11 protein-coding genes are annotated in these 12878 nt (G+C 66.9%); 9 read left to right on the forward strand and 2 right to left on the reverse strand.

Annotated elements, in window-relative coordinates; genetic code table 11:
* Window positions 1-24: 24 nt before the first annotated feature.
* The 5 genes from G542_RS0108985 to G542_RS0109005 all read left to right on the forward strand — a co-directional run bounded on the left by G542_RS0108985 (window position 25) and on the right by G542_RS0109005 (window position 5458).
* Window positions 25-870 (forward strand): sulfurtransferase, encoded by an 846-nt coding sequence (locus G542_RS0108985; RefSeq protein WP_027823933.1) that lies wholly within the window; start codon window positions 25-27, stop codon window positions 868-870.
* The gene (locus G542_RS0108990) at window positions 867-1613 is read left to right on the forward strand and encodes a uroporphyrinogen-III synthase (RefSeq protein ID WP_012695562.1); all 747 of its coding nucleotides are present in this window, start codon (window positions 867-869) and stop codon (window positions 1611-1613) included. Before G542_RS0108985 ends, G542_RS0108990 begins: the two co-directional genes overlap by 4 nt.
* Entirely contained in the window at window positions 1606-2676 is a 1071-nt protein-coding gene (locus tag G542_RS0108995; protein ID WP_027823934.1) for a uroporphyrinogen-III C-methyltransferase, read from the forward strand. Before G542_RS0108990 ends, G542_RS0108995 begins: the two co-directional genes overlap by 8 nt.
* Entirely contained in the window at window positions 2673-3881 is a 1209-nt protein-coding gene (locus G542_RS0109000) for a heme biosynthesis HemY N-terminal domain-containing protein (RefSeq protein WP_012695560.1), read from the forward strand. The genes G542_RS0108995 and G542_RS0109000 overlap by 4 nt, the downstream gene beginning before the upstream one ends.
* Before the next feature lie 212 nt (window positions 3882-4093).
* Entirely contained in the window at window positions 4094-5458 is a 1365-nt protein-coding gene (locus G542_RS0109005; protein ID WP_027823935.1) for a sodium-dependent transporter, read from the forward strand.
* A 261-nt stretch (window positions 5459-5719) separates the two neighbouring features.
* Here G542_RS0109005 and G542_RS0109010 read toward each other — a convergent pair whose 3' ends face one another.
* The gene (locus G542_RS0109010; RefSeq protein ID WP_012695558.1) at window positions 5720-6415 is read right to left on the reverse strand and encodes a pseudouridine synthase; all 696 of its coding nucleotides are present in this window, start codon (window positions 6413-6415) and stop codon (window positions 5720-5722) included.
* 78 nt (window positions 6416-6493) lie between these two features.
* Window positions 6494-7171 carry an enoyl-CoA hydratase/isomerase family protein gene (locus G542_RS16430; RefSeq protein WP_051189987.1) on the reverse strand — a complete coding sequence of 226 codons (678 nt, stop codon included), beginning with the start codon at window positions 7169-7171 and terminating at the stop codon, window positions 6494-6496.
* Window positions 7172-7313: 142 nt separating this feature from the next.
* Here G542_RS16430 and G542_RS0109020 point away from each other — a divergent pair, with 142 nt between their 5' ends.
* From G542_RS0109020 to htpX, 4 genes are all read left to right on the forward strand, one after another.
* On the forward strand, window positions 7314-9446 hold the full coding sequence (locus G542_RS0109020; protein WP_027823936.1) for a UvrD-helicase domain-containing protein: 2133 nt from the start codon (window positions 7314-7316) through the stop codon (window positions 9444-9446).
* A 7-nt stretch (window positions 9447-9453) separates the two neighbouring features.
* Entirely contained in the window at window positions 9454-11151 is a 1698-nt protein-coding gene (locus G542_RS0109025) for a response regulator (RefSeq protein WP_012695555.1), read from the forward strand.
* Window positions 11139-11849, forward strand: coding sequence for a LytR/AlgR family response regulator transcription factor (locus G542_RS0109030; RefSeq protein WP_027823937.1), 711 nt, complete (start codon window positions 11139-11141; stop codon window positions 11847-11849). Before G542_RS0109025 ends, G542_RS0109030 begins: the two co-directional genes overlap by 13 nt.
* A gap of 118 nt (window positions 11850-11967) precedes the next feature.
* Window positions 11968-12837, forward strand: coding sequence for a zinc metalloprotease HtpX (gene htpX, locus G542_RS0109035; RefSeq protein ID WP_012695553.1), 870 nt, complete (start codon window positions 11968-11970; stop codon window positions 12835-12837).
* The last annotated feature ends 41 nt before the right edge of the window (window positions 12838-12878 follow it).

Here is a 12878-nt window from a genome sequence, read left to right on the forward strand (position 1 = left end):
CATGCTTGCTACCGGGAGCCGCCGTTGAAATTCACCACCCTGATCCAGGCCGCAGAGCTGGCCGCCCTGCCTGCCGGCGATGTCGTGATTGCCGACTGCCGCCACCAGCTGACCGACCCGGGCTACGGCCGGGCAGCCTGGCTGGCCGGCCATGTTCCCGGTGCGCAGTTCCTGCATCTGGACCGTGATCTTGCCGGTACGCCCACCGGTCGCAACGGCCGTCACCCCCTGCCCGGGCGCGACACGCTGGCCGCCACGCTGGCCCGCATCGGATTGCGGCGCGGGCAGCAGCTGGTGGCCTACGACGACGCCGGCGGCATGTTTGCCGCCCGCCTGTGGTGGCTGGCGCGCTGGCTGGGGCACGATGCGGTGGCGGTGCTGGACGGCGGCATTGCCGCCTGGAAAGCCAGCGGCGGTGCACTGCAAACCGGTACCCCGCACCCGCAGGCCGGCGACTTTGCCGCAGCAGCACCGCTGGAGGCCACGGTGGACATCAACACCGTCGCGGCCAGCCTCGATGATCCCGGCTTCGTGCTGGTGGATGCCCGCGGAGCCGACCGCTGGCGCGGCGAAAACGAAACGCTCGACCCGGTCGGCGGCCACATTCCCGGCTCGCGCAACCGGCCGTTTGCCCTGAATCTGGCCGCTGACGGCCGCTTCAAGCCGGCCGGACAGCTGGCGCAGGAATGGCAGGCCCTGCTGGGCGATGCCACACCGGCACAGGTCGTCAACCAGTGCGGTTCCGGCGTCACCGCCTGCCACAACCTGCTGGCACTGGCACACGCCGGCCTGCCCGGCAGCCGCCTGTATCCGGGGTCATGGAGCGAATGGTGCCGTGATCCGGCCCGGCCGGTGGCCCGCGGCGCATGAGCGCACCCCTGGTCATCATCACCCGGCCGCACGAGGCCGGTGCCCCGCTGGCCGCTGCCCTGCGGACGGCCGGCTTCGCCCCGTTCGAGTGGCCACTGCTGGCGCTGGAGCCGGAACCGGAGGCGCTGGACCGGCTGCCGGCTGCCCTGGCCGGCGCCGACTGGCTGGTGGTGGTCAGCCCGTCAGCAGCCCGGCTGATTGCGCCGGCGCTGGCCCGGCTGCCGGCTGGCCTGCGGCTGGCAGCGGTCGGACGGGCCACGGCACAGGTGCTGGAACAGGCCAGCGGCCGGCCGGTGCTGTATCCGGCCACCGGCAACGACAGCGAAGCCCTGCTGGCCCTGCCGGACTGGGGCGCGCTGGACGGGCGCACGGTAGTGATCGCCAAGGGCCACGGCGGCCGTCCCTGGCTGGCTGAAAACCTTGCCCGGCGCGGCGCCCGGGTGGTACCGCTGGCACTCTACCGCCGCCGGAAACTGACACCGGACCCGGCCGCCCTGCAGGCGGCACTGGCCGTCCATCCGCAGGCCGCCGTGCTGGTCACCAGCACTGAAATTGCCGAAGCATGGCGGCAAGCGGCTGGCGACGCCCTGTGGCCGTCGTTACAATCAATCATGCATATCGCACCGCACCCGCGGATTGCCGAACGCCTGACCGCGCTGGGCGTCATGCGGGTGAAGACAACCGGCGCCGGTGACGATGCTGTTATCGACGCGCTGACCGACTGGTTTCTCAGGCATGACTGATACCCCTACCTCCGCCCCGGCCCGCCCGCACCGCCTGAACCTGGCGCTGCTGGTGGCGCTAGCCGCCCTCGCCGCCACTGGCTGGCAGTGGTACGACACCCGCCAGCTGCTGCATACCGCCGAACTGGACCTGGCCCGCAAGGTCGCCACGGCCGACGGCATGAGCCAGTCGGCCAAGGCCGCCCAGGCCCAGACCCGGCAGACCCTGGACCAGCTGTCGGCCCGGCTGGCGCAGACCGAAACCCGGGTCAACGAATCGGCCGGCCAGTACGCCACGCTGCAATCGATGTACCTGGAACTGACCCGTAACCGCGAGGACTGGCAGCAGGCCGAGGTCGAGCATGCCCTCACCATCGCCAGCCAGCAGCTGGCACTGGCCGGCAACGTCAAGGCCGCCATTTCCGGGCTGGAAGCCATCGACGCCCGGCTGGCCAGCATCGACAAGCCGCAGTACATCGCCCTGCGCCGTGCCATCAGTGCCGACCTGATCCAGCTCAAGGCCCTGCCGCACATCGACCGCGTCGGTCTGGCCGTCCGGCTGGACCAGCTGATGGCCGGCATCGACCACCTGCCGCTGATGGTGGACGCCCACCGCATCGAAACCACCCGTCCGGTGGCGGGCGGCAAGCCCGCAGCCACCCCGGCCGCTGCGCCGGCGCTGGAAACCCTGCCGCCGTGGCAGCAGTTCGGCCGCGAACTGTGGCAAGGATTCTCGTCACTGATCCGCATCCAGCGCATGGACAAGCCCGATGCCCTGCTGCTGACACCGGAACAGCGCTTCTTCCTGCGCGAAAACCTCAAGTTGCGGCTGCTGGACGCCCGGCTGGCGCTGCTGGCCAACGAGGGCAGCACCTATCACGCCGACCTGACCGCCGCTGCCGACTACGCCCGCCGCTACTTTGACACCCAGACACCGGCCACGGCCGCCTGGCTCAAGCAGGTCGAAGACCTCGCCAACAGCCCGGTGACGCTGGAACCGCCGGAACTGACCGCCACCCTCAAGGCCGCCCAGGCCCTGAACCAGGCCCCGCCGGTGACACCTGCCACGGGAGGCCAGTCATGAAGCTGGTACTGTGGTTGACCGCCCTGTTTGCCGTCGCGGTCGGCGTGTCGCTGTTTGCCGGCATCAGCCAGGGCTACGCCATCCTGGTGTTCCCGCCCTACCGGGTGGAGCTGTCGCTCAACCTGATGGTGGTGCTGACCATCGCCACCCTGCTGGCGCTTTACCTGATCCTGCGGGCCTTTGGTGTGGCGCTGGCCCTGCCTGACCGCGTGCGCCACTACCAGCGCGAACGCAAGCTCGGCGCGGCCCGCACGGCCCTGCGCCAGGGCGCGCTGGCCTTTTTCGAGGGCCGTTACCAGAAAGCCGAGCGCGAAGCGGTCAAATCGCTGGACGACGAGCCGCTGGAAGACAACCGCACGCTGGCCCTGCTGATCGCCGCACGCGCCAGCCACGCCATGAAGGACGCCGAAAAGCGCGACGCCTACCTGTCGCGGCTGTCCGACCTCGGTGCCACGGCCGAGCTGGCCCGGCACATGACCGACGCCGAACTGGCGCTGGACGCGCGTGACCTCGCCGCAGCCGACCGCGCCATTGCCGAGGCCCGGCGCCTGTCGCCCAACCTGACCGCTGCCCTGCGGCTGGAGTTGCGGCTGCGGCTGACCCAGCACGCACCGGAAGCGGTGCTGGCCCTGACCGAAAAACTGCTCAAGGCCGAAGCCCTGCAACCGGAACAGGCCCGCCGCTATCGCCAGACCGCATGGCAGGAACAGGCCCGGCACTTCATCGACCCGGCCGAACTCAAGCGCTGGTGGGGCCGCATTCCGTCGCAGGAGCGGGAAAACGATACCCTGCGCGCCACGGTGGCCCGGCAGGCGCATTCGCTGGGCGACACGGCCCAGGCCGTTGACCTGCTGGTGCGCCGGCTGGATGCCCAGTATTCCGGCGAACTGGCACAGGAGCTCCAGCCGCTGGTGCCGGCACTGGATGCCGAGGCCCGGCTGGACCTCATGCGGCGGGCCGACGTCTGGCTGACGCAGGAACCGCGCGACGCCGGCCTGCTGCTGCTGCTGGGGCGGCTGGCGCTGGCCCAGCAGCTGTGGGGCAAGGCGCAGGGCTATCTGGAAGCCAGCGTGTCCCTGCACAACTCGCTGGCGGCGCAGGTGGAGCTGACCCGCCTGTTCGAGCAGCTCGACCGTCCGGACGATGCCCGCCGGCATGCCGACGCCTGCGTGCAGCTGGCACTGGCCCAGGCGGCCGGTACCTGAACTGTTGCCTCGTCCCCACGGCCCGGCCATGCGCCGGGCATTTTTTTGCCATGAAAACCATCAAAACAGGGATTTATGCCAAAAAACTGCCTTCCATCCGGACAAGTCAACACATTAGACCATTCTGACAGCATTTTTCTTGCCCCTCCCCCTTGTCGCGCCCATAACGGAAATTCACAATCCGCGACTTTCCTTTACGGCGACTCCTTCCCATGTCTCATCCCGCTTCCAGGCGCGACGGTTTCACCAGCTCCTTCGGCGTGCTGGCTGCCACCCTCGGTTCGGCCGTCGGTCTTGGCAACATCTGGAAATTTCCCTATCTGACCGGAGCCAACGGCGGTGCCAGCTTTCTGGTGGTCTACCTGCTGGCCACGCTGATCGTCGGCCTGCCGGTGATGATGGCGGAAATCATGCTCGGACGTGCCGCACGCGCCAACGCCGTCAGCACGTTTGAAAAACTCACCCCGGGCAAGCGCCGCCCCTGGTGGCTGGTCGGTCTGGCGGGCGCGCTGGCGGCCTTCCTGGTGCTGGCCTTCTATTCCGAAGTGGCAGGCTGGGTGTTTGCCTACGTGTTCAAGTCACTGACCAACCAGGTGCTGACCAGCGACCCGAACGTCGCCGGCCGGGTGTTCGAGTCGATGATCACCGACCCGTGGCAGGCGCTGCTGTGGCAGTGGGCGGTACTGGCCTTTATCGGTGCCATCATCCTGATGGGTGTCTCCAAGGGCATCGAGGCCGTCACCAAGCGCCTGATGCCGGTGCTGTTCATCCTGCTGCTGGTGATCTGCGTGCGCAGCCTGACGCTGCCGGGCGCCTCGGCCGGGCTGGAATTCCTGTTCTGGCCGGACTTTTCCAAGCTGTCGGCCGGCGTGGTGCTGACCGCGCTGGGGCTGGCGTTTTTCAAGCTGTCGCTCGGCATCGGCACCATGGTGACCTACGGCAGCTATTTCCGCGCCGACCAGAACATTCCGGCCACCGCCACGCGGGTGATGATCGCTGACCTGATCGTGTCGATGCTGGCCGGCATCGCCATCTTTCCGGCCGTGTTCGCCTTCGGCTTTACCCCGTCGGCCGGGCCGTCGCTGCTGTTCATCACCATTCCGGCGGTGTTTGCCGAAATGCCCGGCGGCACGCTGTTCGTGGTGCTGTTCTTCATCCTGACCGCCATTGCCGCCACCGGCGCCATGCTGTCGATCCTGGAAGTGCCGATTGCCGTGCTGACCGAGCGCTTTGGCTGGTCGCGCCCGCTGGCGGTGATCGTGTGCGTGCTGCTGCTGGCGGCCGTCGGTTCGACCGCCGCGCTGTCGCAAAGCCTGCTGTCCGGCGTCAGGCCGTTCGGCATGAACTTCTTTGACCTCTACGACTACCTGAGCCAGAACGTGCTGATGCCCGGCACCGGCATCTTCATTGCACTGTTTGCCGGCTGGGTCTGGGGCAAGTCGCCGATGGCCCGCGAGCTGTCCAACAACGGCCAGCTGGACAATGCCTGGGTGGTGAATGCGGTCGGCTTCCTGCTGCGCTGGGTGGCTCCGGTGCTGATCGCCATCGTAATGGCCAAGGGGCTGGGACTGTTCTGAGCCGGTACGGCCACATGCAAAAGGGCGCCAATGGCGCCCTTTTTTCCTGCCTGCCGCAGCTCCTGGCAGCGGGCGGCAGCGAGACTTGAAGGTGCACCGCCTGCGGTGCACGGCTTTCCGGAACGGCAGGAAGCCATGGAACCCTCCGTTGCAGGCAACCGGGACACGCCGGCCCCGCCCTGTACCGGGTTCCGCTGCTTTACGTCAGGAGCCCCCGGCGGCGCGGACAAGGCCGCCTCCGCCAGCTGCTCACGGAGCAGGTCAGCCCAGCAGGGCCAGTTCGGCGGCGGTGAGTTCGCGCCACTGGCCGGGCGCCAGTCCGTCGAGGACCAGCTCGCCGATGCGGCTGCGGTGCAGGGCGTCGCAATGGTTGCCGACGGCGGCGATCATGCGCCGCACCTGGTGGTAGCGGCCTTCGGTCACCACCAGTTCCAGCGTGTGTTCGTCCAGTGTCCGGGCCGACCGGGCGACCACCGGAGCGGGGTCGTCATTGAGCACCACGCCGGCCAGCAGCTGCCGGAGGTGTTCCGGTTCGACCGGGCGGGCGCAGGTGGCCACGTAGGTCTTGGGGACGAGATGTTTGGGCGAGGTGATGCGGTGGATGAACTGGCCGTCGTCCGACAGCAGCAGCAGCCCGGACGTGTCGGCATCCAGCCGCCCCACCGGCTGGACACCGCGCTCGGAATAGCGCGGCGGGAACAGGGTCAGCACGCCGGTACGCACGGTCGGCTTGCGCGAGCATTCGAGGTCCAGCGGCTTGTTGAGGATCAGGTACAGGTGTTCGCGGGCAATGGCGGCCTCGTCGTCCACCGAGTAGGCCAGCCCTTCGGGCTCGACTTCCAGCCCCGGATCGTCGGCCACCTCGCCGGCCACGCACACGCGCCCCTGGTTGATCAGGATGCGGCAGCCCTTGCGCGAGGACCAGCCTTCGCGGTGCAGCAGGCGTTCGAGTTGCATGGCGTGACTTTCGGCAATAAACGGAAACGGGCGCGAGGATACCCGCGCGCCCGCAGCAGACCAAGCCCTGTCAGCCGGTCAGGCCAGCCACTTCTGCCAGCGCGGCGCCAGCAGGCTGCGCTTGATGGCGGTGTAGGTCGGCCGGTGTTTCTGCGCCAGCTGGGCGGCCAGCGCCAGCGAGGCGGCTGCCAGTTCGTCTGCCGGACACACGGCCTCGACCAGCCCGAGGGCCAGCATGTCGCTGCCGCCCACCCGCTGGCCGGTCAGTGCCATGCGGCGGCGGGCCGCCTCGTTGGGCAGGTTACCCACGCAATCGGTCATCACCGGCGTGAACGGCAGCTTGATGTCGACTTCGGGGAAGCAGAAGAAGCCGCGGTCGGCACGCATGGTGCGGAAGTCGCAGACCGAAGCGATCAGGGCGCCGCCGCCGAAGGCGTGGCCGTTGATGGCGCAGACGGTCGGGCAGCCGAACCACGCCAGCCGCACCAGCAGACGGTCGAGCCGCGGGACGAAATCGCTGACCAGATAGGTGATGCCGCCCTTGTCCTGCATGGCGGCAAGGTTGATGCCGTTGCTGAAGAACTTGTCGTCCTCGGCGGTGATGAGCAACGCCACGTTGCCCTCGGTGGCCTCGATGGCGTCCAGATGGGCGTTGAACTCGTCCAGCGTGGTGTCGTCCAGCGCATTGGCTGCCGCCGGATTGTCGAGGGTGATCACGAACACGTCGCCAGTACGCTCGCAGCGAAGTTGCGGCATGGAATTCCCTTTATCGTAAAGCCCGCCCGGGCACATTCCTCCATCATGCATCAAACGACTGTTTGAATTCAAGCCGCCCGCTGTCGCCGGGCGTCAGGCAGAAATTGGTAGAATCAGCCGATTGTCTTGCCGTGAACCCGCCATGAATTCCGATTTCCTCGCCGGCCTCAATCCGGCGCAGCTCGCCGCCGTTACGACCCGCAGCCACGCGCTCGTGCTCGCCGGAGCCGGCAGCGGCAAGACCCGGGTGCTGACCAGCCGCATTGCCTGGCTGCTGCGCGAAGGCCTAGCCTCGCCAGCCAGCGTGCTGGCCGTCACCTTCACCAACAAGGCCGCCCGCGAGATGCAGACCCGCGTCGGCGCCATGCTGCCGGTCAATCCGCGCATGATGTGGATCGGCACCTTCCACGGGCTGGCGCACCGCCTTCTGCGCCTGCACCACCGCGACGCCGGCCTGCCGGCCACCTTCACCATCCTCGACAGCCAGGACCAGCTGGCTGCCATCAAGCGGCTCCTGAAGGCGCTCAACCTGTCCGACGACACCTATCCGCCACGCCAGCTGATGCAGTTCATCAACCGCCACAAGGAACAGGGACTGCGCCCGGACCGCGTGCAGGCCGCCAGCGCCTTCGACGGCCGGCTGATCGACATCTGGCGCGAATACGAGCGCCAGTGCCGCCGCGAAGGCGTGGTGGATTTCGCCGAGCTGCTGCTGGCGAGCTTCGAACTGCTGACCGGCAACGAAGCCCTGCGCGCCCACTACCAGTCGCGCTTCAACCAGATCCTGGTCGACGAATTCCAGGACACCAACCGCTTGCAGTACCAGTGGCTGCGCTGCCTCGCCGGCCCCGCGGCCACCCTGTTTGCCGTGGGGGACGACGACCAGTCGATCTACGCCTTCCGCGGTGCGGAAATCGGCAACATGCACGACTTCCTGCGCGACTACCACATCACCGAACCGGTCCGGCTGGAGCAGAACTACCGCTCCACCGGCACCATCCTCGATGCCGCCAACGCCGTGATTGCCCACAACCACGGCCGGCTGGGCAAATCGCTGTGGACCGACGACGCTGCCGGCGAAGCCATCCGCGTCTACCGTGGCTGGAACGACGCCGACGAAGCGGAATTCGTCGCCGAAGAAGTGCGCCTGCGCCGGCGCGAAGGCGTCGAGCTGTCGGACATGGCCGTGCTCTACCGCAGCAATGCCCAGAGCCGGGCACTCGAACACGCCCTGTTCCAGGCCGGCATCGCCTACCGGGTGGTCGGCGGCCTGCGCTTTTTCGAGCGCCAGGAAATCAAGCACGCCTTGGCCTACCTGCGGCTGGTGGCCAGCCCGGACGACGACAATGCGCTGCTGCGCGTCATCAACGTGCCGGCGCGCGGCATCGGTGCCCGCACCGTCGAATCGATCCAGGCCCACGCCCGCGAAGCCGGCACCAGCCTGTGGCAGGGGGCCTGCCGTACCGGCGGCCGGGCCGCCGCCAGCGTCGGCCGCTTCGTGCAGCTGATCGAATCGCTGCAAGGGGATGCCGCCCGGCTGGATTTTGCCGGACTGGTCAGCCACATCATCGACGCCAGCGGACTGCGCGCCCTGTACCAGGCCGACAAGGACGGCGCCGACCGGCTGGAAAACCTCGATGAACTCGTCAACGCCGCCGTCGGTTTCCAGCCCGACGATCCGGCACAGACCGTCACGGAATTCCTGACCCACGCGGCGCTGGAAGCCGGCGACCACGAGGCCACGCCCGGCGAAACGGCGCTGACCCTGATGACCGTGCACGCGGCCAAGGGGCTGGAATTCGACAGCGTGTTCGTGACCGGGCTGGAAGAAGGCCTGTTCCCGCACGAACAGAGTTTTTCCGACCCGGACGGGCTGGAGGAAGAGCGCCGGCTGATGTACGTCGCCATCACCCGCGCCCGCCGCCGGCTGACGCTGTCGTGCGCCCAGTCGCGCATGCTGCACGGCCAGTCGCGCTATCCGCTGCCGTCGCGCTTCCTGGACGAGATTCCGCTGCCGCTGCTGGCGCCGGTCAACGGCAGCCCGGCCGCACCACGGACGGCGGCTCCGGTTCCGGCCGCGCCGCGACCGGTCAAGACTAACGTCATACTGGCCGGCGGACTGCGAATCGGCCAGACTGTCGCCCATCCCAAATTTGGTATCGGCGTCATCGTGCGCGCCGAAGGCCAGCCGGATGAAGCCCGGGTCGAGGTGAACTTCACCGACCACGGCAGCAAATGGCTGGACCTGCGCTATGCCCGCCTGACGCCCCTCTGAGGTATTTATGTCCCAACCGACCGCTCCCCACAACCAGCTATCCCTGCGTCCGGCCCGGGTGCAGACCCGTGATGACAACCCGTACGCCAGGAAACTGTTCCTGATCATCGACAACGTGCCGGACATGCAGCGCGCCATTTCCATGACGCTGGCCACGTTCGGCGCCAACAAGGTCGAATACGCCAACCGGGCGTCGGATGCGCTGGCCAAGCTGGCCCGTTTCGACTTTGACGTGGTGCTGTGCGACTACGACCTGGGCAACGATTACGACGGCCTCTACCTCTTTCAGGAGGCCAAGGAACGCAACCTGCTCAAGCCGTCGAGCGTGTTCATGATCATCACGGCCGAGGCACGGGTGGAGCGGGTGATCAGCGCGGCGGAGCTGGCCCCGGACGGTTATCTCCTCAAGCCGTTCACCGGCGAAAAGCTGCGCCAGCGGCTCGACAAGGCCATGCGCAAGCGCGATGCCTTCAAGACGGTCGACCAGGCGCTGATGAAAGAGGAATACCTGACGGCCATTGCCGAATGCGACCGCCGCATCGGTGCGCGCGATGAATTCATGATGGACTTCCTCAAGCTCAAGGGCTCGCTGGCACTGAAGATCGGTGACCACCTGACCGGCAAGTCGGTCTACGAGCAGGTGCTGGCGATCAAGGCGCTGCCGTGGGCCCAGCTGGGGCTGGCCAAGTCGCTGACCAGCGAAAAGGACTATCCGCGCGCCAGGCAGCTTTTCGAGGAGGTGCTCGACGACAATCCGCGCGTGATGGAGTGCTACGACTGGCTTGCCCGCATCTACGAATCCCAGCAGGACCCGGTCAACGCCAAGCAGGTGTTGCAGCAGGCCGCCCAGCTGTCGTCGGTGGTGGTCCGCCGCCAGCGCAAGCTGGCCGAAGTGTCGATGAAGGCAGGGGATTTTTCCACCGCGCAGTCGGCGCTGTCGCGCACCATCGATCTGGCCAAGTATTCGACCTACCGCAGCGTCAACGACTACGCGGCACTGGCCCGGGCCCAGCTGGCGGCCGGCGAAACCAAGGCGGCCCAGCAGACCAGCGACACCCTGCGGCGCGAGTTCCGTCACGACCAGGTGGCCAGCTGGGTCGGCACGGTCATCGACAGCCAGATTGCCACCCAGTCCGGGCAACCGCACCGCGGCCGCGAGCTGATCGACAACGCAATCGAAAAATATCGCGATCTATCGCCTATGCTGAACGAAACCACCGAACTCGAATTCGTCCGTGCCTGTTATCACTCGGGCCGCGAAGACGTGGCGGTGTCCCTGGTACAGCAGATCGTGAAGAACAACCACGACGATGAGCTGATGCTCGAGACCATCGAGCAGGTGTTCCGGGATGTAGGGCGTGCCGAGGACGGAAAACGCATCATTGCCGAAAACGTCCAGTCGGTAGTCGATCTGAACAACGAAGCCGTGCGGCTGGCGCAGGCAGGCCAGCTGGACGAAGCCGTGGCCCTGTTCAACAAGGCCGTGGCAGAACTGCCGTCGAACATGCAGATCATGCTCAACGCAGTCAACGCCATCCTGGCGTTCGTCCACCGCAAGGGATGGCATGAAAGCCATGTTTCGCTGGCTCACGACTACCTCGAGCACGTCCGTCATACCGACCCGGCCAACGTCAAGTTCCAACGTCTGCTTGTTGCCTATCGAACACTGATCGAAAAGCACGGCAAAACGCAATGGATGCTCTAACCGCAGTTATTGTCGACGACGACACTCTGGCCCGCGACCGCCTGGGCCAGCTACTTACCGACGCAGGGGTCAGGGTCCTGGCCAGCCTGCCTGACGGACTGGCCGCCCTGGCCTGGTTCCGCACCCCCGGCCACGAGGCGGATGCCGCCTTCGTGGACATCCAGATGCCGCAGATGGACGGGCTGACCCTGGCGCAATCGCTGACCGGCCTGCCCCATCCGCCGGCCATCGTGTTCTGCACCACCGACGAACAGCACGCCGTCCGCGCCTTCGACGTGCATGCCACCGACTTCCTGCTCAAGCCGGTCCGCCCGGAAAGGCTGGCAGATGCCCTGGGCCGCATCGCTCCGGTTGCCGGCCCGGAAAATCCCAATCCCCCGGCGCATTTCACGGTCACCGAGCGCGGCCGGGTCAAGCTGATCCCGGTCGAATCCGCCCTGTTCCTCAAGGCCGAACTCAAGTACGTCACCCTGCGCACGCAAGACGGCGAGCACCTGCTCGACGTGCCGCTGACCCAGCTGGAACACGAGTACGGCCCGCTGGTCGTGCGCGTGCACCGCAACTGTCTCGTCATGCGCCACGCCATTGCCGGTTTCGAGCGCAATACCGAAGGTGTCTGGCATGTCATGCTCAACGGTTCACCCGAGCGGGTGGCGGTGAGCCGGCGCCAGCAGCATGTCGTCAAGGATTTCCGCTAATTGGCCCGGGCCGGCCGGGCCTAAGCCCGACTTAAGCGCCAGTCGTTGAAATGATGAAATATTTTGCACGGCACACCTGTCATGCAAACGTTTTGTGACGACTGACGAAAGGCTCACCATGACCAACAACTGGATCAAGACCACCATACTGATGGCCGGCATCCTGGCGCTGTTCGGCATCGTCGGTGGGGCCATTGGCGGCAAGGGCGGCATGCTGATCGCCCTTCTGCTGGGTGGTGGGCTCAATCTCTGGGCCTACTGGAATTCCGACAAGATGATGCTGCGCATGTACAACGCGCACGAAGTCGATGCCAGCATCGCGCCCGAGTTTTACGGCATGGTGGCCGAGCTGGCGCAGCGTGCCGGCATGCCCATGCCGCGTGTCTACATCATCGACGAAGAGCAGCCCAACGCCTTTGCCACCGGCCGCGATCCGCAGCATGCAGCCGTGGCGGCCACCACCGGCATCCTGCGCCTCCTGGATTACCGCGAACTGCGCGGCGTCATGGCGCATGAACTGGCACACGTACGCAACCGCGACACGCTGATCTCCACCCTTTCGGCCACCGTGGCCGGTGCCATTTCCGCACTGGCAAACATGGCCATGTTTGCATCGATTTTCAGCAGCAACCGCGACGAAGAAGGTGGCACCAACCCCATCGTCATGCTACTGGTCTCGATCCTCGCCCCGATCGCGGCCTCGCTGATCCAGATGGCGATCTCGCGCACCCGCGAATTCGGTGCCGACCGCATCGGCTCGGAAATCTCCGGCGACCCGCTGGCGCTGGCTGCGGCCCTGCGCAAGATCGAGTACTACGCCCAGGGACGCTACCTGCCGGCAGCCGAAGCCCATCCGGAAACCGCACAGATGATGATCATCAACCCGCTGTCGGGCCAGCGCAGCATGAGTGACCTCTTCCGTACCCACCCGCGCACCGAAGAACGCATCAACCGCCTGGAGGCCATGGCTCGCGGCGATTGGTCATGAGCCGGCTCGCAAGCGTATAATCCAAGCGGTTGATTTTTCGA

Source organism: Laribacter hongkongensis DSM 14985 (genome assembly GCF_000423285.1).
Classification (GTDB): domain Bacteria; phylum Pseudomonadota; class Gammaproteobacteria; order Burkholderiales; family Aquaspirillaceae; genus Laribacter; species Laribacter hongkongensis.

Bases quoted from the DNA above. Each gene is read 5' to 3' on its own strand.
- G542_RS0109005 (WP_027823935.1), top strand. From the start codon at position 4,094: ATGTCTCATCCCGCTTCCAGGCGCGACGGTTTCACCAGCTCCTTCGGC.
- G542_RS0109025 (WP_012695555.1), top strand. From the start codon at position 9,454: ATGTCCCAACCGACCGCTCCCCACAACCAGCTATCCCTGCGTCCGGCC.
- G542_RS0109010 (WP_012695558.1), bottom strand. From the start codon at position 6,415: ATGCAACTCGAACGCCTGCTGCACCGCGAAGGCTGGTCCTCGCGCAAG.
- G542_RS0108990 (WP_012695562.1), top strand. From the start codon at position 867: ATGAGCGCACCCCTGGTCATCATCACCCGGCCGCACGAGGCCGGTGCC.
- G542_RS0109000 (WP_012695560.1), top strand. From the start codon at position 2,673: ATGAAGCTGGTACTGTGGTTGACCGCCCTGTTTGCCGTCGCGGTCGGC.
- G542_RS0109020 (WP_027823936.1), top strand. From the start codon at position 7,314: ATGAATTCCGATTTCCTCGCCGGCCTCAATCCGGCGCAGCTCGCCGCC.
- G542_RS16430 (WP_051189987.1), bottom strand. From the start codon at position 7,171: ATGCCGCAACTTCGCTGCGAGCGTACTGGCGACGTGTTCGTGATCACC.
- htpX (WP_012695553.1), top strand. From the start codon at position 11,968: ATGACCAACAACTGGATCAAGACCACCATACTGATGGCCGGCATCCTG.
- G542_RS0108995 (WP_027823934.1), top strand. From the start codon at position 1,606: ATGACTGATACCCCTACCTCCGCCCCGGCCCGCCCGCACCGCCTGAAC.
- G542_RS0109030 (WP_027823937.1), top strand. From the start codon at position 11,139: ATGGATGCTCTAACCGCAGTTATTGTCGACGACGACACTCTGGCCCGC.